23 protein-coding genes are annotated in these 20,643 nt (G+C 40.9%); 14 read left to right on the forward strand and 9 right to left on the reverse strand.

Annotated features, from left to right (window positions below):
• Nucleotides 1-299: 299 nt before the first annotated feature.
• Genes thiL through tsaD form a run of 5 tightly spaced genes read left to right on the forward strand, consistent with a single transcriptional unit; the run spans nt 300 to nt 3,912 of the window.
• Complete coding sequence (thiL, locus tag BA1_RS03175) at nt 300-1,277, forward strand: thiamine-phosphate kinase (protein ID WP_008355676.1); 978 nt, start codon at nt 300-302, stop codon at nt 1,275-1,277.
• 10 nt (nt 1,278-1,287) lie between these two features.
• On the forward strand, nt 1,288-1,767 hold the full coding sequence (gene tsaE / locus BA1_RS03180; RefSeq protein ID WP_034738314.1) for a tRNA (adenosine(37)-N6)-threonylcarbamoyltransferase complex ATPase subunit type 1 TsaE: 480 nt from the start codon (nt 1,288-1,290) through the stop codon (nt 1,765-1,767).
• Nucleotides 1,748-2,437 (forward strand): tRNA (adenosine(37)-N6)-threonylcarbamoyltransferase complex dimerization subunit type 1 TsaB, encoded by a 690-nt coding sequence (gene tsaB, locus BA1_RS03185; protein ID WP_008355679.1) that lies wholly within the window; start codon nt 1,748-1,750, stop codon nt 2,435-2,437. The genes tsaE and tsaB overlap by 20 nt, the downstream gene beginning before the upstream one ends.
• A gap of 25 nt (nt 2,438-2,462) precedes the next feature.
• Nucleotides 2,463-2,891 carry a ribosomal protein S18-alanine N-acetyltransferase gene (gene rimI / locus BA1_RS03190; protein ID WP_008355680.1) on the forward strand — a complete coding sequence of 143 codons (429 nt, stop codon included), beginning with the start codon at nt 2,463-2,465 and terminating at the stop codon, nt 2,889-2,891.
• Nucleotides 2,884-3,912, forward strand: a complete 1,029-nt coding sequence (gene tsaD, locus BA1_RS03195; protein ID WP_008355682.1) for a tRNA (adenosine(37)-N6)-threonylcarbamoyltransferase complex transferase subunit TsaD — start codon at nt 2,884-2,886, stop codon at nt 3,910-3,912. Before rimI ends, tsaD begins: the two co-directional genes overlap by 8 nt.
• Nucleotides 3,913-4,183: 271 nt before the next feature.
• On the opposite strand, the gene BA1_RS03200 is transcribed toward tsaD, so the two are convergent.
• The gene (locus BA1_RS03200) at nt 4,184-6,106 is read right to left on the reverse strand and encodes an ABC transporter ATP-binding protein (protein WP_008355684.1); all 1,923 of its coding nucleotides are present in this window, start codon (nt 6,104-6,106) and stop codon (nt 4,184-4,186) included.
• A gap of 138 nt (nt 6,107-6,244) precedes the next feature.
• Between BA1_RS03200 and moaC the strand changes: the two genes are divergently transcribed.
• Genes moaC through tatC form a run of 4 tightly spaced genes read left to right on the forward strand, consistent with a single transcriptional unit; the run spans nt 6,245 to nt 8,377 of the window.
• Nucleotides 6,245-6,736 (forward strand): cyclic pyranopterin monophosphate synthase MoaC, encoded by a 492-nt coding sequence (gene moaC, locus BA1_RS03205; protein WP_008355685.1) that lies wholly within the window; start codon nt 6,245-6,247, stop codon nt 6,734-6,736.
• 15 nt (nt 6,737-6,751) lie between these two features.
• Nucleotides 6,752-7,405 carry a redox-sensing transcriptional repressor Rex gene (locus tag BA1_RS03210; protein ID WP_008355687.1) on the forward strand — a complete coding sequence of 218 codons (654 nt, stop codon included), beginning with the start codon at nt 6,752-6,754 and terminating at the stop codon, nt 7,403-7,405.
• A gap of 27 nt (nt 7,406-7,432) precedes the next feature.
• Nucleotides 7,433-7,612, forward strand: coding sequence for a twin-arginine translocase TatA/TatE family subunit (locus tag BA1_RS03215; RefSeq protein ID WP_008355689.1), 180 nt, complete (start codon nt 7,433-7,435; stop codon nt 7,610-7,612).
• A 6-nt stretch (nt 7,613-7,618) separates the two neighbouring features.
• Entirely contained in the window at nt 7,619-8,377 is a 759-nt protein-coding gene (gene tatC / locus BA1_RS03220) for a twin-arginine translocase subunit TatC (protein ID WP_193352000.1), read from the forward strand.
• Between the two features lie 40 nt (nt 8,378-8,417).
• Here tatC and BA1_RS03225 read toward each other — a convergent pair whose 3' ends face one another.
• The 3 genes from BA1_RS03225 to BA1_RS03235 are packed head-to-tail and all read right to left on the reverse strand — an operon-like array spanning nt 8,418 to nt 10,027.
• On the reverse strand, nt 8,418-9,044 hold the full coding sequence (locus BA1_RS03225) for an NUDIX hydrolase (RefSeq protein ID WP_008355693.1): 627 nt from the start codon (nt 9,042-9,044) through the stop codon (nt 8,418-8,420).
• Nucleotides 9,045-9,101: 57 nt separating this feature from the next.
• A complete protein-coding gene (locus BA1_RS03230) occupies nt 9,102-9,296 on the reverse strand; it encodes a YdiK family protein (protein ID WP_008355695.1) in 195 nt (64 codons plus the stop codon).
• Nucleotides 9,293-10,027, reverse strand: a complete 735-nt coding sequence (locus tag BA1_RS03235; RefSeq protein ID WP_008355696.1) for a CPBP family intramembrane glutamic endopeptidase — start codon at nt 10,025-10,027, stop codon at nt 9,293-9,295. Before BA1_RS03235 ends, BA1_RS03230 begins: the two co-directional genes overlap by 4 nt.
• Nucleotides 10,028-10,255: 228 nt before the next feature.
• Between BA1_RS03235 and groES the strand changes: the two genes are divergently transcribed.
• From groES to BA1_RS03250, 3 genes are all read left to right on the forward strand, one after another.
• The gene (groES, locus tag BA1_RS03240; protein ID WP_003214120.1) at nt 10,256-10,540 is read left to right on the forward strand and encodes a co-chaperone GroES; all 285 of its coding nucleotides are present in this window, start codon (nt 10,256-10,258) and stop codon (nt 10,538-10,540) included.
• 56 nt (nt 10,541-10,596) lie between these two features.
• Nucleotides 10,597-12,231 (forward strand): chaperonin GroEL, encoded by a 1,635-nt coding sequence (gene groL / locus BA1_RS03245; protein ID WP_008355697.1) that lies wholly within the window; start codon nt 10,597-10,599, stop codon nt 12,229-12,231.
• A 628-nt stretch (nt 12,232-12,859) separates the two neighbouring features.
• The gene (locus BA1_RS03250; protein WP_008355699.1) at nt 12,860-13,297 is read left to right on the forward strand and encodes a hypothetical protein; all 438 of its coding nucleotides are present in this window, start codon (nt 12,860-12,862) and stop codon (nt 13,295-13,297) included.
• Nucleotides 13,298-13,328: 31 nt separating this feature from the next.
• On the opposite strand, the gene BA1_RS03255 is transcribed toward BA1_RS03250, so the two are convergent.
• Nucleotides 13,329-13,796: a hypothetical protein gene (locus BA1_RS03255; RefSeq protein ID WP_008355701.1), complete on the reverse strand. Its 468-nt coding sequence runs from the start codon at nt 13,794-13,796 to the stop codon at nt 13,329-13,331.
• 123 nt (nt 13,797-13,919) lie between these two features.
• Nucleotides 13,920-14,594, reverse strand: coding sequence for a hypothetical protein (locus tag BA1_RS03260; protein WP_008355703.1), 675 nt, complete (start codon nt 14,592-14,594; stop codon nt 13,920-13,922).
• Between the two features lie 209 nt (nt 14,595-14,803).
• On the opposite strand from BA1_RS03260, the gene BA1_RS03265 reads away from it, so the two are divergent.
• Complete coding sequence (locus BA1_RS03265; RefSeq protein WP_008344356.1) at nt 14,804-15,172, forward strand: RlpA-like double-psi beta-barrel domain-containing protein; 369 nt, start codon at nt 14,804-14,806, stop codon at nt 15,170-15,172.
• A 73-nt stretch (nt 15,173-15,245) separates the two neighbouring features.
• Nucleotides 15,246-16,295 carry a hypothetical protein gene (locus BA1_RS03270; protein WP_008355705.1) on the forward strand — a complete coding sequence of 350 codons (1,050 nt, stop codon included), beginning with the start codon at nt 15,246-15,248 and terminating at the stop codon, nt 16,293-16,295.
• A 216-nt stretch (nt 16,296-16,511) separates the two neighbouring features.
• On the opposite strand, the gene BA1_RS03275 is transcribed toward BA1_RS03270, so the two are convergent.
• The 3 genes from BA1_RS03275 to gabP form a co-directional block, all read right to left on the reverse strand.
• On the reverse strand, nt 16,512-16,886 hold the full coding sequence (locus BA1_RS03275; RefSeq protein ID WP_008355707.1) for a carboxymuconolactone decarboxylase family protein: 375 nt from the start codon (nt 16,884-16,886) through the stop codon (nt 16,512-16,514).
• Between the two features lie 282 nt (nt 16,887-17,168).
• Nucleotides 17,169-18,701, reverse strand: a complete 1,533-nt coding sequence (locus BA1_RS03280; protein ID WP_008355710.1) for a multicopper oxidase family protein — start codon at nt 18,699-18,701, stop codon at nt 17,169-17,171.
• A gap of 97 nt (nt 18,702-18,798) precedes the next feature.
• Nucleotides 18,799-20,187, reverse strand: a complete 1,389-nt coding sequence (gene gabP / locus BA1_RS03285; protein ID WP_008355711.1) for a GABA permease — start codon at nt 20,185-20,187, stop codon at nt 18,799-18,801.
• Nucleotides 20,188-20,643: the final 456 nt, after the last annotated feature.

Here is a 20,643-nt window from a genome sequence, read left to right on the forward strand (position 1 = left end):
GGTTCGAGTCCCGTCCGGACCGCCATTTTTATGACTTGTAAACGAAAACGTATAGTTTCGTTTTTTTTTATGTCTTTTTCTTTCAACAAGTATCCATGATGCGATGAAATATCGTCTGTTTGGCTACACTATATGTGAAAAGAAAAGATAATGACTTCAACAAAGCCTGGTTTTTTTATACCAGGCTTTCTTTATATCATTTTTAGTTGGAACTGAGGCTCATATTCGCTACACTAATACTAACTGTGTCTGACATCATGTCTACTCAATCAGTTGATTGGATGAAGGGGCTGTCTTTTATGGATGAATTTGATCTTATTCGCCGAATTACACCAAAAGAAACACATCAGCGTTCTTTGGTCATGGGTATCGGTGATGATGCTAGTGTTTATCAACCTCATTCACATTGTGAAGAGGTCGTTTGTGTTGATACAATGGTGGAGCATGTACATTTTCGATTTGATTTTTCCACACCCTTTGAAGTTGGATTTAAAGCGCTGGCAGTTAATGTAAGTGATATTGCGGCCATGGGAGGAACCCCAAAGTATTATCTTGTATCCATTGCGATCCCGCCTCATGGTGATGAGGCAATTGTCACTGCTCTTTACGAGGGAATGAACGCTTTGGCTGACACCTATCATATGGATTTAATCGGTGGAGATACGGTAGCCACCCGCAGTGACTTTGTTATTACAGTGACGGTCATTGGTGAAGTGACAAAGGGAGCAGCCTGTTACCGTCACAGTGCCAGGGCAGGAGATGTTGTCTTTGTCACAGGTGAATTAGGTTCATCAGCTGCTGGGCTATCACTCTTAATGAATGAAGTGAATGCTGCACATTCAATCGACACTGCTTTTTTTCTTGAGCGTCACAAAATGCCGCAGCCGCACGTTGCTGCTGGTCTTATTTGTTCAAGCTTCCCCCGGGTGACCTTGAATGATGTGAGTGACGGATTAGCGAGTGAGCTGAACGAAATTGCGGAAGCCAGTCATGTGACGTTGGAAATCGAAGCTGATAAGCTTCCGAAGCACCCAGATTTACCGTTGTTACGTAAAGACTGGCTTGAATGGGTGTTGTTCGGGGGAGAAGACTTTGTTTTAACTGGTACGATTCCAGCGGCTGATTGGAAAAGCTTTGAGATACAATGTAAAAAGCAGGGCATTCAGGTTACGTGCATTGGACAAGTCAAAGGTGATGAAGCAGCCAGTGTGATCTTAAAAGACAATGATCAACAAACAATATTAATGAAAAAAGGATATAATCATTTTAAGAAATGAGGTGACACCCATCGTGCAGTTAACGTGGAAAACAAAAGGTGCGGATGAGACGAAACGAATTGCCGCTGCCTTGGCCAAACTTGTGATGCCAGGAGATGTACTGACATTAGAAGGAGATCTAGGCGCAGGTAAAACCACTTTTTCAAAAGGGTTTGCAGAAGGCCTCGGTATTACCCGTATCGTCAACAGCCCTACTTTTACAATTATTAAAGAATACACAGATGGCAGGCTGCCACTTTATCATATGGACGTGTACCGTATGGAAGATGCGGAAGAAGATATTGGGCTCGAAGAATATTTTGAGGGAGAGGGTGTATGCTTAGTTGAATGGGCACATCTCATTGAGCCGCAATTGCCTTCATCCTATTTAAAAATTGAAATGCTGAGAACAGAACGTGAAGAAGAACGTCATCTCACGTTTTATGCAAAAGGGGAGCGCTATGAGACCCTTTGTAAGGAGATGAAAGAATTTGACCATACTGGCGATTGATACGTCAAACCACACACTAGGAATTGCTCTTGTCCGAGACGACACTGTGATTGGAGAAAGCATTACGTACTTAAAAAAGAATCATTCAGTCCGAGCGATGCCGACAGTTGAAGCACTGATGAAAGAATGTGGTGTAGCACCGAGTGAATTAAGCAAAATTGTTGTGGCAAAAGGACCTGGTTCTTACACTGGTGTCAGAATCGGTGTGACCATTGCAAAAACACTCGCTTGGACGCTGTCTATTCCGGTATCTGCTGTTTCAAGTTTAGAAACGCTGGCAGCTAATGCTCAATATTTTGATGGATGGATCTCGCCTATATTTGATGCGAGAAGAGGACAAGTTTATACTGGGCTATATACGTTTGAAGCTGGAAAATTAAAAGAAGTCAAACCAGACCAAAATATCCTGCTCACAGATTGGCTTCAAGAGCTGAAGAAGGAAGGGAAGCCTGTCTTATTTCTTGGACATGATGTGCATCTTCATCAAGAGAGCATTCGCTCCGTACTTGGAGAAACGGCTGTTTTGGCGGAGGGGACATTTCATAATCCAAGACCTTCAGTGCTTGCATGTTTAGGGGCAGATCGCTCTGCTGAAGATGTACATCAGCTAGTTCCTAACTATATTCGTTTGGCAGAAGCGGAAGTGAAATGGCTTGAAGGACAAAAATAATCTCCACACAGTAGGGATTCGAAGAATGACAGTAGAGGACATTCCTGAGGTGTATACGATCGAAGTGCATTCGTTTACAGCACCTTGGAAAAAAGAATCGTTTGTCTATGAGATTCTCCATAACCAATACAGCCATTATTTCCTCATCGAAGAAGCTGGTGAGCCTGTTGGTTATTGCGGGGTCTGGATTGTCATGGACGATGCACAAATTACGAACATTGCGATTCTGCCTGAGCATAGAGGAAAAGGTTACGGAGAAGCATTGCTGCGATATGTTATGGAATTTTGCAAAGAAAAAAAGACAGATCATCTTTCATTAGAGGTGCGGGTATCGAATACTCCAGCACAATCCCTTTATGAAAAACTTGGTTTCCGACCAGCTTCTATTCGAAAGAACTATTATACAGATAATGGGGAAGATGCATTAGTCATGTGGGTGAATATAAATGAGTGAACAAAAAGATCGATTCATATTAGGTATAGAAACAAGCTGTGACGAAACCGCTGCGTCCATTGTGAAAAATGGGAAAGAGATTGTAGCGAACGTTGTCGCCTCACAAATAGAAAGTCACAAACGATTTGGCGGTGTTGTGCCAGAAATCGCTTCAAGACATCATGTGGAACAAATGACCATCGTATTAGAAGAAGTGATGGCTCAGGCCAATATGACCTTTCAGGATTTAGATGCCATTGCTGTGACAGAAGGACCGGGCTTAGTCGGTGCACTATTGATAGGTGTCAATGCAGCCAAAGCACTGAGCTTCGCACATCAAATTCCACTTGTCGGTGTTCATCATATTGCTGGACACATTTATGCGAACCAGCTCGTTGATGAACTGGTGTTTCCATGTTTAGCTCTTGTCGTTTCTGGGGGACATACTGAGCTCGTTCTCATGAAAGAGCATGGGTCTTTTGAGGTCATTGGAGAAACATTGGATGATGCGGCTGGAGAAGCGTATGACAAAGTGGCTCGGACGATGGGTCTTCCATATCCAGGTGGACCTCACATTGATCGATTAGCACATGAAGGGGAGCCTGTAATCAAGCTTCCTCGCGCATGGCTTGAAGAAGGCTCCTACCATTTTAGTTTTAGCGGTTTAAAATCAGCTGTGATCAACACACTGCACAATGCGTCTCAAAAAGGTGAAACGATTGCGCCAGAGGATTTGGCTGCAAGTTTCCAAGAAAGCGTCATTGAGGTGCTAGTCGGAAAGACATTAAAAGCGGCTGAAGCGTACGGTGTGAAGCAAGTCGTTTTAGCTGGTGGGGTTGCTGCCAATAAAGGCCTTAGAGAAGCCTTAACATCAGCCTTTGCGAAGCTGCCTGAAGTCAATGTTATCATTCCGCCATTGTCTCTTTGTACAGACAATGCAGCTATGATTGCTGCTGCGGGAACCATTGCGTTTGAAAAAGGAATAAGAGGCGATATGGCTATGAATGGTCAGCCGGGATTGCCGCTTGTGTCCTATGAATGAGAACTCCTGTGGATATACAGGGGTTTTTTTATGAAAATGAAAACGATTTATTCACATGTAAACGTTATATATCCACAATTGTTAGAAAATTTTGTTTTAAAATGAGAAGAATGTGTATAAACAGGATCTTTTATGTGGATATGTGATTAAAACACTGTGGATAAAGTGGATAACTTTAATATATTTAAGGATAATCAAGAAGTTGTTGTGGGTACTTTTGTGGATAAGAAGTTTTCGCTCACAGAAAAAAGAACACCCGTTAGGGCGCTCTTTAAGCATTTAATAGATCTTCCCATTCTGCAAAAAGGGATTCCATCTCTTGGTTGAGAGAATCATTTTCTGTTTGAATGGCTTGTACCTTCTCATGATCTTGGAAAATAGCAGGATCACACAAAAGCTGTTCATTTTCAGCGAGCTTGTCTTCAATAACAGCGATCCGCTCTTCAATTTCTTCGATTCTGCGTTGTTTTTGTCTTTCTTTCTTTTTCAATTCTTTTTCTTCCGCATAAGAAAGCTTGGCTGTTTCTACTGGTTTTGCTGCTTGTTTTTTATGCGTCTCCTGAGTTTGAAGTGCTTCAAGCTCTAATTGTTCGTTTTTCTTTTCAAGATAGTAGTCGTAGTCACCGAGGTATTCAGTTGTTTCATTTGGTGAGAGCTCGAGTACTTTTGTTGCCAGGCGATTGATAAAATATCGGTCATGCGAAACGAACAAAATGGTTCCTGGATAATCAATTAGTGCATTCTCTAAAATTTCTTTACTATCTAAGTCAAGATGGTTCGTCGGTTCATCGAGAATGAGGAAATTGGCCTTTTGCAGCATCAGCTTTGCGAGGGCAAGGCGTGCTTTTTCTCCACCACTTAATGCATGTACAGGCTTTAAGACATCATCCCCTGAGAAAAGGAAGTTCCCTAAGCATGTCCGAATTTCTTTTTCAGTCATATGCGGATAATCATCCCAAAGCTCATTAAGTACTTTCTTGGATGATGTGAGCTTGGCTTGTTCTTGATCATAGTAGCCAATCGTCACATGAGAGCCAAAGATGATATCTCCTTTTACAGGCTTCAGCGTATTCGTTAATGTTTTTAAAAGAGTTGATTTGCCGATCCCGTTAGGACCAATCAGTGCCACGCTATCCCCGCGTTTTATATGAAAAGAGAGGGAGGATAGAAGCGGCGTTTTTTCATCATAACTAATATCAAGATCATGTACCTTCAGCACATCGTTACCGCTCTGTCTTGTAATATCAAAATGGAAGCTTGCCGATTTTTCATCACCTAATGGCTTGTCTAAGCGATCCATTCGTTCCAGCTGCTTCCGTCTGCTTTGAGCGCGTTTTGTTGTAGAGGCTCTTGCTAGGTTGCGATCGACGAAATCCTGGAGCTTCGAGATTTCTTCTTGCTGTTTTTCATACAGCTTCATATCACGCTCTAGCTGTTCAGCTTTTTGGTCAAGATACTTGCTATAGTTTCCCGCAAACTTCTTCATGGCTGTTCTTGATACTTCATATACATGGTTCACGACTTTGTCTAAGAAATATCGGTCATGGGAAACGATGAGAATCGCCCCTGTATAATTTTGCAAATACTGCTCAAGCCATGATAAGGTATCAATATCTAGATGGTTGGTCGGCTCATCCAGAATTAAGAGTTCTGGTTTCATCAATAAGAGCTTTCCAAGCGCTAGACGGGTTTTCTGGCCGCCGCTTAAGGATTGGACGGTTGTGTGATCTTCAAAATGGCTAAAGCCGAGTCCATGAAGAATGGAGCGGACATCTGCTTCATATTGATAGCCGCCTTGATCTTTAAAAGCCTGTTGCAGCCTGTCATAGGTTTTCATCAGGGAATCTAGTTCTGAGCCTGTGGAAGAAGCCATCTGTTCTTCAATGGCTCTCATCTCTTGTTCCATCTCTTTTAAATGATCAAAAACCGATAGGAGTTCGTCCTTTAACGTACGTGTAGACGTCACATCGGTGTGCTGTGCTAAATAACCAATAGATAGGTCTTTCGGTTTGATGATCTCACCTTGTTCGTAAGACATTTGACCGGCAATGATTTTTAAAAGCGTGGATTTGCCTGCACCGTTACGGCCGACAATGGCAATACGATCCTTTGCTTTGACTTCCAATTTTATATTCGTTAAAACGGTATCAGCGCCAAACGATTTTGACAGCTGATTCACTTGTAGAATCATCATGTAACTTCACCTCTGCTATAATATGTTAAGTGTAGCTTATCAGCAGTAAACCGGCAAATCTTATAGACGACAGCCATGGTCAAATGAAAGACAGATAAGGAAAAATAGTGTATGATTTGAGTGAGGGAGCGTTGAAAGATGAGTCAATTTAGCCACTTTAACGAACAAGGAAGAGCAAAGATGGTCGACATTAGTGATAAATCGTCTACAGTGAGAACCGCCGTTGCTGTTTCAAGCGTTCGTATGATAAAAGAAGTGTTTGATAAAATACAACATCGTGAAATTGGAAAAGGGGATGTGCTGTCTGTCGCACAGGTAGCCGGCATCATGGCAGCAAAGCAAACGTCCAATATCATTCCAATGTGTCATCCGCTTGCACTAAAAGGCGTGGATATCTCCTTTGATTGGGAGGAAGACGGAAATGCGCACATTCTGCACATACAAGTACAGGTGAAAACAAAAGGAAGTACGGGTGTGGAGATGGAAGCGCTCACTTCTGCGTCAGTATGTGCACTGACCGTTTACGACATGTGTAAAGCGATTGATAAAGGCATGATCATCGGTCCGACCTATCTAGTTGAAAAGACAGGCGGGAAAAACGGTGATTTTCACAGAGCATCTGATATTTAAGTTGGAGGATCTTATATGAATATAGACCAGTCAAAAATTCCACAAGCGACAGCCAAACGTTTGCCGCTTTACTACCGCTTTTTAAAAAATCTGCATGCATCAGGAAAACAAAGGGTGTCATCGGCCGAGCTTAGTGATGCAGTCAAAGTGGATTCTGCCACTATTCGCCGAGATTTTTCGTACTTTGGTGCACTTGGGAAGAAGGGGTATGGCTATAATGTCGATTACCTCTTGACCTTCTTCAGAAAAACCCTTGACCAAGATGAAATGACGAATGTCATGCTCATCGGTGTCGGGAATTTAGGGACTGCTTTTTTACACTATAATTTCATCAAAAATAATAATACAAAAATTTCAATGGCTTTTGACGTCAATGAGAGTAAAATAGGAAGTGAGATAGGCGGCGTGCCTGTCTATGATTTGGATAAGCTTGAAGAGCATGTTCAAGAGGTAGGAGATATTCCTGTTGCGATTTTGACAGTACCTGCCGTAGCAGCTCAGTCCATTACAGATCGTTTGATTGCCCTTGGCATCAAAGGAATCCTTAACTTTACGCCGGCTCGATTGAATGTGCCGGAACACATTCGAATTCATCATATAGATTTGGCGGTTGAACTTCAGTCTCTTGTGTATTTCTTAAAGCATTATTCTGTTACGCAGGAGGACTGACGAAAAGGGGTAAAGGGGGTGGAGCAAATGGGTCCGATTGGTCCTGGAAGTTTGATTCTAATTGCGATTGTTGCGCTCATTATTTTTGGGCCGAAAAAGCTTCCTGAATTAGGAAGAGCAGCAGGAGATACATTACGTGAATTCAAAAATGCCACAAAAGGTTTAGCTGATGATCAGGAAGAAAAAAAGAAAAAAGAAGATCAGTAGAATAGGATGAGCTTCATGAATGTCAAAGATATGCCGCTTATGGAGCATATTGTGGAACTGCGAAAACGTTTAGTGATCATTGCGATGTTTTTTGTCACCTTTATGGTGGCAGGTTTTTTTCTCGCTAAGCCGGTCATTGTGTATTTGCAAAATACTGATGAAGCGGCAACATTGACATTGAACGCATTTAAGCTCACAGATCCACTGTACGTGTTTATGCAGTTCGCATTTGTCATTGCTCTCGTTTTGACGTGTCCCGTGATTTTATATCAGCTTTGGGCGTTTGTGAGTCCTGGCTTATATGAAAAAGAAAGAAAGGTGACACTTGCTTACATTCCGATTGCACTGTTTTTATTTTTGAGCGGTGTGGCTTTCTCTTATTTTATTTTGTTCCCGTTTGTCGTCGATTTTATGATGCGGATGTCGAATGATTTACATGTGGAACAAGTGATTGGGATTCATGAGTATTTTACATTTCTGATGCAGTTAACACTTCCATTTGGGTTTTTGTTTCAGATGCCTGTCGTGTTGATGTTTTTCACAAGACTTGGCATCATTACACCGATGTTCTTATCGAAAATACGGAAGTATGCCTATTTTGTCCTCCTTGTCATTGCCGCACTGATTACACCGCCAGAGCTCGTTTCTCACCTCATGGTTACCTTGCCAATGCTCGTTTTGTATGAAGTGAGTATTATCATTTCAAGAGTGACCTATCGCAAAATGCAGCAAACAGAGGAGAAAGAAAGTGCTGATGTCTCATAAAAAAAGCATCGTGATCCAACATGTGATCACGATGCTTTTTCTATTGTGAAAGGAATTGATGGATTGCATGAAATAGGTGCTTGTAATATGCGGACTCATGCGGGACAAAATCCTGTACGTCTACTTCTCTGCTTTCCTCACGTCGTTCTCCGGCTGCATCAACGTCAAAGCCCTCGATCTGAATTCTTTCGCATTCTCCTGTTAAAAGCTGCTGTGCATCCATTAACTTTGCTCTATAAAGACCAGCAACTTCTTCTTTCTGTAGATGAACATCCATGTGTTCCTTTTGCTCCATATAAAGATACACATGGCAAAATTCACGGTCGATGAACGATGGCAGATGAATTTCATCTTGGATGATTCCTGTATAGGTCACTTCCTTAAAAGGGATGGAGAGACCGAGCTCTTCTTCGACCTCTCTCATACCATCAGGAGGCTGTTCAGCTGCGAGAAGATGGCCTGCTGCTGTGATATCAAGGAGAGAAGGAAAATCCTTTTTTTCGGGACTTCTAAGCTGAAAATAAAGGAACACTGTGTCATCTTCTTTTTTTAAAAGCCAGAAATGAAATGTTTCATGCCAAAGGCCCTGGGCATGAACATCAGACCGGGCGGCTGTACCTATCGTTTCATGACGATCATTCATGATGTTCAGTTCTTCCTGTTCCATGAAGACATCCCCTCCATAAAAAAACCATTTTCCAAGCAGAGGAAAATGGTTTTTGGTTTATTTTTGCTGCTGTTTTTTCAGTTTGACAGAAAAAGCAAACATTTTAAACGCGATATTAATATTATAGGCCGCAAACACCATCAGCAAAATGTTGTAAAATGACCACATATCACCTGGATTTTGAATGGCCATATAGGTGAACGCCACACCTACGGCAAAATAAATAATGCCCCATACGACAGGGTTTCTCATGAGAAAAAGCCTCCAATAATCATTTGCATTGTTTGAGTTTGTTCTTCAATCATTTTTTTTACTGGCTCAATCTGCACAAGAATGACGAGCGAGTTCATTAGCATATGTGCGCCGATTGGAACAATGATTCGTTTTGTTTTTGCATATAAAAAGGCAAATGTAAAGCCCATTGCGGTATAGAGCAAGAAGTGGGCAAAATCAGAGTGTGCAGCAGCGAAAAATACCGAACTAACAAGTGCCCCAATGAAGAAATTCGTTCTTTCATAGATCACACCAAAAATAATTTTCCGGAAAATGATTTCCTCAAGTATTGGCCCAATCATTGCAATGATGATGACAAGTAAAGGAAAAGTCTCCATAATAGATAAAATATTTTGTGTGTTTTCTGACTCACGGCCAATGCCGAATGCATATTGTTCAATCATGCCAGCAACCGATTGCGTGAACAGAGAAAGAAAGAAACCGCCAATGATCCAGGCGATAGCAGAACCGATGGAAACAGGTGCTTCATTCCGAAGTGATGCTTTTGGTACGGTTCGAAGAATGAACAAAATGATGATCAATCCAATACAGAAGCTGATGATGGTCCAGGTTCCTGACAATTCAGAGAGCTCTGCTTGTGTCATCGGTGTCTGAATGTATCCTAACCATTTCATAATGAACACATAAGGAATCGCAGAAACCTGCACCAATATATACGTTAAGATGATGTACCAATATTGTTTTTTCAAGTAACGAAAACCCCTTTACTAAAAGAACTAGATTTATTGTAACACAAGTCTTCTTTTTCGTTGAAAAGGAAAGAATCGATGATAAAAAAAGATCATGAAAGCGTAAAAATTTTTGAGTTTTTTACTTGAAATTGCAGAAGACATTCTTTATTATAATAAATGTGTTAGCACTCTCTAGTGATGAGTGCTAAAAGAGACTACATATAAAAATTGAGGAGGTTGTTTCTTATGTTAAAGCCATTAGGCGATCGCGTAATCATTGAACTCGTTGAATCTGAGGAAAAAACCGCTAGCGGTATTGTCTTACCGGATTCTGCAAAAGAAAAACCGCAAGAAGGTAAAATTGTTGCAGCAGGTTCAGGGCGTGTACTTGAAAGTGGTGAGCGCGTTGCGTTAGAAGTCAATACAGGCGACCGCATTATCTTCTCAAAATATGCAGGCACTGAAGTGAAATATGAAGGAAAAGAATATTTAATTCTTCGTGAAAGCGACATTTTAGCTGTTATTGGTTAATCACATAAAAACGCATTGAGATATATTTCTAAAAAGACTGAGGAGGTTTCGTTATTATGGCAAAAGATATTAAGTTCAGTGAAGAAGCACGTCGTGCGATGTTACGTGGTGTAGATGCACTTGCAGATGCTGTAAAAGTAACTTTAGGACCTAAAGGACGTAACGTGGTTCTTGAGAAAAAATTCGGTTCTCCACTTATCACAAATGATGGTGTAACAATTGCAAAAGAAATCGAATTAGAAGATGCATTTGAAAACATGGGTGCAAAACTTGTGGCTGAAGTTGCAAGCAAAACAAACGACGTAGCTGGTGACGGTACAACAACGGCAACAGTTCTAGCTCAAGCAATGATCCGTGAAGGCCTTAAAAACGTAACAGCTGGTGCAAACCCTGTTGGCGTTCGTAAAGGAATTGAAGAAGCAGTGAAAGTCGCACTTGAAGGCTTACACGAGATTTCTAAACCAATCGAAGGCAAAGAATCAATTGCTCAAGTTGCGTCTATTTCTGCAGCAGATGAAGAAGTAGGAAGTTTGATCGCTGAAGCTATGGAGCGTGTTGGAAACGACGGAGTTATCACAATCGAAGAATCTAAAGGTTTCACAACTGAGCTTGAAGTGGTTGAAGGAATGCAATTTGACCGCGGATACGCTTCACCATACATGGTGACTGATTCTGATAAGATGGAAGCGGTTCTTGAAAATCCTTACATCTTAATCACTGACAAAAAGATCACAAACATTCAAGAAATCCTTCCTGTACTTGAGCAAGTTGTACAACAAGGTAAACCATTATTGATCATTGCTGAAGATGTAGAAGGCGAAGCACTTGCAACACTTGTTGTGAACAAACTTCGTGGTACATTCAATGCAGTGGCAGTGAAAGCACCTGGATTCGGTGATCGTCGTAAAGCAATGCTTGAAGACATTTCTGTTCTAACTGGCGGAGAATTAATCACAGAAGACCTAGGACTTGATCTGAAATCAACTGAAATTGGTCAGCTTGGCCGCGCGTCTAAAGTGGTTGTCACAAAAGAAAACACAACCATCGTTGAAGGTGCAGGAGATTCTGCTCAAATCGCAGCACGTGTGAACCAAATCCGTGCGCAAGTAGAAGAAACAACTTCTGAATTCGATAAAGAAAAATTACAAGAACGTCTTGCAAAACTAGCTGGCGGCGTCGCTGTCATCAAAGTTGGTGCTGCTACTGAAACAGAACTAAAAGAGCGTAAACTACGCATCGAGGATGCACTGAACTCAACTCGTGCAGCAGTTGAAGAAGGTATCGTATCCGGTGGTGGTACAGCACTTGTGAATGTATACAACAAAGTCGCTTCAATCGAAGCTGAAGGTGACGTTCAAACTGGTGTCAACATCGTTCTACGTTCTCTTGAAGAGCCGATCCGTCAAATCGCTCACAACGCAGGTCTTGAAGGATCAGTCATCGTTGAGCGCTTGAAAAACGAAGAAATTGGCGTAGGCTTCAACGCAGCAACAAACGAATGGGTAAACATGATCGAAAAAGGAATCGTTGACCCAACAAAAGTAACTCGCTCTGCACTTCAAAACGCAGCTTCTGTTGCAGCTATGCTTCTTACAACTGAAGCAGTCGTAGCTGACAAACCAGAAGAAGGCGGCTCAGGCGGCGGAATGCCGGATATGGGCGGCATGGGCGGAATGGGTGGAATGATGTAACACCCCCCGAAAACCCCTTGAAATATAGGGGTTTTTGTTTTGTTTTTTTACTGGTCACGTATTGGTCACTTACGGCAAATTTGATTTCTAATGAATGATGGAAAAATATAAGAACAAATGAAATCGAAATCTTCACCTCTTTTCAGGCGTTAGAATAAAAGACTTTTAAAGAGAAAAGCGGTGAACATATGGGATTGACGACTTGGGTGGCGATTATTCTTGTATTCGTCATCGTGTTTGGATTGTTTGGATCAAAAAAGCGCGAGAAATCATACTTTGAAACCCACTTCCACAAAGGGAGTGGGTATCGCTGCTTCTGCAACTAGTGCCGCTTAAGTCATATGTAAAAAAAGGTCAGCTGCGCACAAAAGATTCCAAGCCTGTCTACAAGAATCATATCAACCATTATTCCTTGATCTGTGGCTGTTTCAACGTCATTCTCTCACCCCTTCAATCTACTAATACATATAGATTGAAATCAAGTACGATGTTTTTTTAGAATTGAAGTTGAACATCAATTGTTGGATGCTCTTTTTGTTTAAAATTACATAAAAAAATCCACCATTTCCATAAAAAATCAGACGAATTCCTTATAATAAAAGTATCTGAGAACGGGGAGTGAGTCGAGATGGACCAAAATGTGCTGCAAATGGATCAAGACAGATCAGAGAATGAACTAGCGGTTCTTAATATATCTTCTAAAGAAATTGGTGCTTTATCAAAGGAAGCGGCGGAGCAGCTGCTGCAAACGAAGGATACGGACTGTATTCATCAATTGATGTATGTTCCGATTGAGAAGAAAGCAGATGTGGATTGGTTGATTCAATGTGTTGGAGAGGCGCTAGAGGATGAAGATGAAGATGACGTTGCACTTGAATTTGCTGATTTGCTCTATTTCTTTGTTATTCCGTTTTATGGGGAGTATATTTTGAGAGATCGTCATTTGTATGAGTATATTGATCATTTGTTGGTGCGATTAGCATCTAGGTCTCACTCGGGTATCGATACACTGATTCATATAATGAGAGAAGATTTGAACGGAATGAACAATAAAAGAAGCTTGTAGAGCGGCTCTCTACAAGCTTTTTTGTGTCCAATTACTGGGCTCTCTCCCAGGTGATCTTTGTTTCATTTGTCGTTTTCTTTCCTTTTGCCAGCACCTTGCCGTTTTCCTGTTTTACGGTGATATCCAGGTCATAAAAGGAGTAGAGGGCACCAAGGCTGTCATTTTCCGGCTTATGCAGGTTGTTTTCTTTTTCAGTGGATGCTCCAATGGCTAGCGTTTTGGCAAAGTTTAATCCGATGACTTCAGCGTAATCACTGTTGGTATCATATGAGGCCGTCACGTTTAGGGAAATGACTTTTTTCTTTTGATCAACGGTAATCGTTGTGTCTTTAATGAGTTTAGACTGCTCCATTACTTCTTTCGTTTCATTTTGAATGCGTTCATTAATCGTCGGAAGTGCTACAGATTCTGATGTTTTTTCTTTTGTTGTATTTGAGCACGCAGCTAAAATAGAGAAGCTTGCAACTAGACTCAAGAAAATAAGTAGACTTTTTCTCACGTTCTTTCTCCTTTTTTCTTCGAAGTATGTATGCTTATGTTACCACGAAACGTTGTTTTGATTAAAAAAGAATGTTGACAAGCTGTGAACAATCAAAAGCACCCAAGGATGGGCGCTTTTTTCTTATTGTGCTGAAAGGGTTGTACTAAGTGGAATGGAAGAAATGACTGTGAATGCTGGAGCCGCAGCACCTGACTCTAGATTTTTACGTAAAAGAGATGATTTGACGGTGCCGTCCCATTTTTTATAGACACTTCCAGATGTATTTGCACGAAGCTGTACATTAGAGAAGCTTGCTTGTGAGTAGCTGTTTGTCCCATCATCCTGAACCCCATGTACCATTTTGACGACATCGAGGTCTTTCAGACGACTAGGATTGAAAACAGGCTGTTTATAACGCAGTTTCCCGTTGACATATAGTGACACTGTGCCATCACTATTGTTGATGAGCTTTAAGTTGACACGTGCACCATCTTTAATACTTGAATCGTATTCGCTGTTCCAATATTGACTGCCGCCTTGAGAGCCGCTGCCCAAAAAGACCTTATAGCCAGAAGATGTTTTTGAAATCCCGCTTTCAATAACGGCAGAGCCGAGACCGAGATACCAGTCAGCATAGCCATTTTTAATGGTTGCTGTTTTCGGCAGTACAATATCAGCAGAGATACCTGACCATTTCGCTTCATCCGTTTGTGTCACAATCGCACCGTGACGGGGGCCAGCCGCTGAGGCAGGCAGACTTGAAAGCATTAAAACAAACGCTAAGCTCAGACTGAACATCGTGATCCATTTTTTCATGATAATTCCTCCTTATAGTTCATTCACTTATATGATATAAAATGAAAGACAGGTCTGACTTACAATGTTCTGACTGTTTTTGGTGGTATTTATGTTGAAAATCGGTCATAAAGTGGTTAACTTGTATTCGAATTGTAATGTGACTGTAAAATAACTGGGTGCATCTTCATGTATAATAAGTGCAGAAACCAAATACGGAGGATTTTTTAATGAATAAAAAGCTTATCGCGACAATCGTAACAGTAGCTAGTTTATTTTTAGCGTTTAGTTTCTCACATGGAGCAAGTGCAAAAAAAGTAAGCGGCAATATTACTTGGTATAATGGTGTCGGCAAAAAAGGCGCAGATGGAAAAAAACTCGGTCATTGGGATGCAGCAACGAAAATGGGATTTGACGTACCGAAAAAAGGTACAAAACTAAGAGTGACAACAAAAGCGAAACCACATAAAGTGATTACAGTATATAAATATGATGTAGGTAGAATGCCAAACGCAGTATTAGACGTAAGTCCGAAAGCATTCAAAGCACTTGGGTATTCAACAAGTAAAGGTGTCGTCAAAGGGCATTACACTTATTAATACATAGGCATGCAAAGAAGCGGGAAAAGTTCATTTTCTGGCTTCTTTTGTTGTAGAGAGGGTCTGAAAGTCAATGAAAAAATCAACATGGTGGATCATCACGGTCATTGGACTCGCAGTGATTGCGGCCGTCATTTTCTTCATAATGAAGCCGGGTCAAGAGGCGAAACATGCAGGAAAAGTGAAAATAAATCAAGATGCAAAAGACGAATTGCTTGTTTCATTTACAGATCAACAGTTAAATAACACATATTACCTGCACGACAAGGCACTTCATACGGAGAAACTCACAGCATATCCTTCGATTGCTTATGATCGGGCGAAACAGACTTTATACTATACGTATACGGATGAAGACACGCAAAAGGTGAGTATCCGAGAACTGAATGTAAAAACCGATAAAGAAAAAACGCTCTTTACGAGTGAAGATTCAATTGACAGTATGAGGCTGTCTGGCGACGGAAAGCAGTTATATCTAAGGTATAATAAGGCTTCAGGTGAGCAATTTTATGTAGCATCTTTTGATTTGAAAAAACACAAAGTGAAAGTGTTATATCCTAAAAAAAGTGATGATGATACGGTGAGCTCTTTTGCCTACGATCCAGCATCAAATCTTTTGGCCATTCAGCATTATTCGTTAAAAGAAGATTATAAGAAGACTGATGAAGCGAATGAAAAAGGAATGGACCCTGAGCCAACGACCATGAAGATTACCCTTCAAGCAGGTGAGAAGGGGAAAAACATTGCGCGCATCTCTCAAACAATTAATGATATTTCATTTTCACCAGATCACAAGAAGCTGGTTTATACAGAAGTGAAGGTTCGAAACGAAAAAGAAGTATCCTCTATTAAGATGCTTGATGTAGATACGGGAAAAACGAAGACACTCGTTAAAAACAGCAAGGATGTGCATATTTTAAGTACTGCACAGCCGCAATTTTCTTCGGATGGGACATCGATTTATTTCTTAGGTGCTGCAAAGAACGCAAAGGAATTAAAGGATGACAACGGCCGGAAGGCGAAGGTTAGAACCATTTATGAATACGACCTCAAGAAGAAAACAGTAGAAGCTGCTTGGGAGAAAGATGGCGGGATTGTTAACAACTTTACTGTCAATCGATAAAAGGTGCGTTCAGTTATGTCATATAACTGGACGTTTTTTTATTTTGTCGTGGGATATGTCGGTGAAAGATAAGGATTGTTGAAATGAAAATCATTTTTTAAGCAAGGAAATGAGTGGTATTTTCATATTTTGCTGTTGTGACAGAATCAACGAAAGAGATTAAGATAAGTAGAAATAAAAAAACGAGAGGACAGATGACTTCTCGTTTTCTCTTATTTATTTTATGTTTTCATCTAGTAAGTTTTGAAAAATAAACAAGGCATTAATGGAATGAGGGAATCCTGCAACCTTTGTACAGTGCTTAATCAACTCCATAATCTCTATAACAGAGAGCCCGATATGTAATGCTTGTGCAAAATGAGCTTTTAACTCTTCACCACAATCGCCTTTTGTAATCAGAGCAGATAGTGTGCTGATGGCCTTTTGTTTTTCATCCAATATGAAGTGATTGAATTCTTTTTGTTCACCGAGTTCAATTGTTAGTTGTTCAATGTTTGATCGAATGCTCTCGTTTTCATGAGTTGAAAGCTTCTCTATGTTTCCTGCCACTGTTTCTCGATTGACCTGGCAAGTCTCTTTTTCTTCATTCAAATTGAACTCCTCCGTTTTTTATGACGATTTTCTATTTGTTCGTGTATTGTTTCTTCAGTGCCTTTTGATAGAGGTAATGGGTATATAGTAGTATTATCGGTTTGCTACGCTATTTTTTTAGTGTTAAATGTTCGGAGAAACCATTCATTAAGTTTATTATTCAATTTCCAAATAGATCGACCGCCAAAAGGAAAAAAGGCTAATGAATTCATGTCAGTTAGCCTTTTCATGATAATCTATGTCAAACGAAATTGCATATAGTTTGTGAAACGATGATGGTTATTACTGAATGATATCCATCGGCCGCATCATGTCATAATCCTCGTGTTCTAAAATATGACAATGCCACACATAGCGGCCGCTATATGGGACAAACCTGGCGATAATACGAATGACTTCACCGGCATGCGATTGAATGGTGTCCTTGTAGCCTTGTTCATGCAAAGGAGGTGCTTCATTCGGTCCTGTGTACACAATTTCGCCTGTCGATTGATAGATGTCTGTATCAAATGGCCTTCTATCAATCACTCTGAATTGAACAAGGTGTAAATGAATAGGATGTGTACCCCTTGTTGGATTGACAATAGACCAAACCTCTACACTGCCAAGTCGCGGATTTTCCGTGACAGGATCATTCCAAAATTGGTTATCTAGCAATAAAATTGGGCGGCCATATTTATCCTGTGTGCCGCTAAGTGTTAGTGTACGTTCTTTATCTGCCCGGCTCGGTCGAAGCGATGGAAGTGGTTTGAAAATCGGACGTAATGTTTTAGGTGCTCTTCCTTTTAGCGGACGTGTGACTTTAAATTGCATAACGTTCGCATCTGTTTCTGGATTTACTTCCTGACCGCAGCCTGCTTTATTTTTTAAAATGATCGTTTTGTTTTCATGAGCTGAAAAATCAATGATGACATCAAAACGTTCAGCAGGTGCAATGCTAAAGGATTGGTGATGAACCGGTCTTGGCAAAAAGCCGCCATCAGATCCAATTTGTAAGATCGTGGCATCGTTGTCTAGATGCAGCTCATAAGTTCTTGTATTGGATGCATTTAATATCCGAAAACGGTATTTTCGTGGTTCAACTTCTAAATACGGCCACACCTTTCCATTGACCAAAATCGTTTCCCCGCAAAAAAAGGGCACGATGGAGGGGTCTGGAAGGTCACTGTCTTCTGGTGTGTTGTTTGGTCTGCTTGGATAAAACAATGCTCCATCTTCCTGAAATGTACGGTCCATGATCATTAATGGAATATCATACTCATCTTTCGGTAATTCCAGCGACTTTTCAAATGAATCTGAGATCAAGTAAAACCCTGCTAAGCCGGCATACACATTTAAGCGCGTCAATGCCATCGCATGATCGTGATACCACAATGTGCATGCTTGCTGATGGTTAGGGTATTCGTAAATCTGCCGTTCAAAGAAAGGACCGGTCGCTTCAAAGTCTCGTGAAAACCAAGCCTCTGGGTAACCATCGCTGCTTGCTGGTGTGACCCCGCCATGCAGATGAACGACTGTTTTGACTTCTGGTTCATCATGATGCCCGGGGTGAATGGTGTGATCGACAGGCAGAAAGTGTTTCAGCGGCAATTTGTTCATCCATTTCACTTTGACCTTTTCATTTCGACTCGCTTTAATGGTCGGACCAGGCAGGCTGCCATTGTAGGTCCATAGCTTGGTTGGGGGCAGGTTTCTATGAACTTTTAAGAACACTTCCTCCATGGCGATTTCATAATACGTTTGTCTTGGGTTCTTTTTGACGGGCTCTGCAACTTCTGGAATTGGAAGCTCGTCAACAAATTTTTCTAGGTTCATGTTGATTAATCCTCACTTACATTCAATTTGATACATTATAAGTGCGGACATCAAAATAGGTGAATAAATTAAAAAAACCCGCTTTTCAGCGGGAGAATTAAGGGTGTTTATTTTCAAGCGCCGCACTTGCAGGCATCTTTTTATTCGGTTTAAAGATGAAGTAGGCAGCTAGTACACTAACGGTAATGATGCATGTCAATATGAGCTGCGGCCTCATCGATTCAATAAACAGCATAGAGGCCAAGATGGCGCAAATGACCAAAATGGTAAAGTACGTGAGGTATGGGAACAGCCACATTTTGATTTTGAGCTGTTCTGGATTTTCTTTTTCCATTTTACGACGCATTCTTAATTGTGAAACGGCAATGACCAAGTAAACAAGAAGTGCGATGGCACCAGATGCATTGACTAGGAATAGAAAGATGGTTTCAGGATAAAAGTAGTTCATCATAACGGCAATGTAGGAAAAGAAGGTACCTGCGACTGTAGCCGCTACAGGGACACCGCTTTTGCTGATTTTCATGAAACGTTTCGGCGCTTCGCCTCTTTCTGCTAATGAATAAAGCATTCTGGACGTTGTGTACAAGCCAGAGTTTAAACAAGAAAGTACGGCTGTTAAAACGATAACGTTCATGACTTGAGCGGCTGATGGGACGCCAATGTAATCTAATACCGCAACGAATGGACTTGTTAAAATACTTGCCGAATTCCATGGGAGTAAGGTAACCACGACAGCGATTGATCCGACGTAGAAAACAATAATACGCCATACAACAGAACGAGTAGCTGTTGTAACAGACTTGACAGGGTCTGCTGATTCACCAGCCGCAATTGCCACAATCTCGGTTCCCATGAAGGAAAAGATGACGACAACGATCCCGAGCAGCACAGAGCCGAATCCATTTGGAAGGAACCCGCCGTTCGCTGTTAAATTGGCAAGACCTGAAGTATGATGACCGCCAAAACCAAAGATAAATGCAAAACCAATAAGTAGAAATAGAATAATGCTGACGACTTTAATTAATGAAAACCAATATTCAAATTCGCCAAAAGATTTAACAGAAAAGATATTTGTCAATGTTAAGAGGATTGTGAGGATAAGACTTGTGAGCCAAACAGGTGCATCTCCATACCAATATTGAATAATGGAAGCACCGGCAATGGCTTCGATGGCAATGACGATGACCCAGAAGAACCAGTAAAGCCAGCCGATTGTAAAGCCAGCCCATGGGCCGATGGCATCGCTCGCATATTTTGAGAAAGAACCGCTTGTCGGATAGGCACATGCCATTTCTCCAAGCATTCTCATAATAAAGATGACCAGAAGTCCGGCAAATGAATAGGAAAGAATGGATCCAGGACCTGCAGAATGGATGACAGCGCCGCTACCAACAAATAGCCCTGCCCCAATGACCCCGGCAATGGAGATCATCGAAATATGTCTTGTCTTAAGGTTTTTTTGAAGACCGTTTGTCATGTTGGACATTTCTTTACCTCCAAACACTTCTCTTTTAATAGAGAATTTGTTTTTAGAATATTTTAAATTTTATCATACTGAATTGCCATTCAGCATTGGACAGGTTATCAAACTGACATTTCAAACCTATTAACATGATGTTAAAAAGTATAAAAGATTTGAGAGATTATGTTCCCTCTTTTTTCTCTACTCATTCTTAAAATTAGCATAAGATAGGAGAAAAAAAAGTTGTGTCTTAAAATAAAATTATTCTGACAATTTAACGATAGAGAAATTTTGTTCTTTTTCACGTTTCGGAGTGAATGGGAAAAATGCTGATGGGAGTAGGTCTTGAGGTCAATTGACCTTATAAAAATAAGTTTGCTTAAGTCAACACATTTCTATGTATCCTATTTTGCTGACGCAAGCGAATCATGTTGCTGTAGACCCACACGGGCTTTGCTTTGTAAGATAAATAATAGAAAA

Origin of the sequence: Bacillus xiamenensis (assembly GCF_000300535.1) — a bacterium.
In the GTDB taxonomy this organism is placed as follows: domain Bacteria; phylum Bacillota; class Bacilli; order Bacillales; family Bacillaceae; genus Bacillus; species Bacillus xiamenensis.

Excerpts from the sequence above, each read along its gene's own strand:
- thiL (WP_008355676.1), top strand. The coding sequence starts at position 300 with ATGGATGAATTTGATCTTATTCGCCGAATTACACCAAAAGAAACACAT.
- rimI (WP_008355680.1), top strand. The coding sequence starts at position 2,463 with ATGACAGTAGAGGACATTCCTGAGGTGTATACGATCGAAGTGCATTCG.
- tsaD (WP_008355682.1), top strand. The coding sequence starts at position 2,884 with ATGAGTGAACAAAAAGATCGATTCATATTAGGTATAGAAACAAGCTGT.
- BA1_RS03200 (WP_008355684.1), bottom strand. The coding sequence starts at position 6,106 with ATGATGATTCTACAAGTGAATCAGCTGTCAAAATCGTTTGGCGCTGAT.
- moaC (WP_008355685.1), top strand. The coding sequence starts at position 6,245 with ATGAGTCAATTTAGCCACTTTAACGAACAAGGAAGAGCAAAGATGGTC.
- BA1_RS03210 (WP_008355687.1), top strand. The coding sequence starts at position 6,752 with ATGAATATAGACCAGTCAAAAATTCCACAAGCGACAGCCAAACGTTTG.
- BA1_RS03215 (WP_008355689.1), top strand. The coding sequence starts at position 7,433 with ATGGGTCCGATTGGTCCTGGAAGTTTGATTCTAATTGCGATTGTTGCG.
- tatC (WP_193352000.1), top strand. The coding sequence starts at position 7,619 with ATGAGCTTCATGAATGTCAAAGATATGCCGCTTATGGAGCATATTGTG.
- BA1_RS03225 (WP_008355693.1), bottom strand. The coding sequence starts at position 9,044 with ATGGAACAGGAAGAACTGAACATCATGAATGATCGTCATGAAACGATA.
- BA1_RS03230 (WP_008355695.1), bottom strand. The coding sequence starts at position 9,296 with ATGAGAAACCCTGTCGTATGGGGCATTATTTATTTTGCCGTAGGTGTG.
- groES (WP_003214120.1), top strand. The coding sequence starts at position 10,256 with ATGTTAAAGCCATTAGGCGATCGCGTAATCATTGAACTCGTTGAATCT.
- groL (WP_008355697.1), top strand. The coding sequence starts at position 10,597 with ATGGCAAAAGATATTAAGTTCAGTGAAGAAGCACGTCGTGCGATGTTA.
- BA1_RS03250 (WP_008355699.1), top strand. The coding sequence starts at position 12,860 with ATGGACCAAAATGTGCTGCAAATGGATCAAGACAGATCAGAGAATGAA.
- BA1_RS03260 (WP_008355703.1), bottom strand. The coding sequence starts at position 14,594 with ATGAAAAAATGGATCACGATGTTCAGTCTGAGCTTAGCGTTTGTTTTA.
- BA1_RS03265 (WP_008344356.1), top strand. The coding sequence starts at position 14,804 with ATGAATAAAAAGCTTATCGCGACAATCGTAACAGTAGCTAGTTTATTT.
- BA1_RS03270 (WP_008355705.1), top strand. The coding sequence starts at position 15,246 with ATGAAAAAATCAACATGGTGGATCATCACGGTCATTGGACTCGCAGTG.
- BA1_RS03280 (WP_008355710.1), bottom strand. The coding sequence starts at position 18,701 with ATGAACCTAGAAAAATTTGTTGACGAGCTTCCAATTCCAGAAGTTGCA.
- gabP (WP_008355711.1), bottom strand. The coding sequence starts at position 20,187 with ATGTCCAACATGACAAACGGTCTTCAAAAAAACCTTAAGACAAGACAT.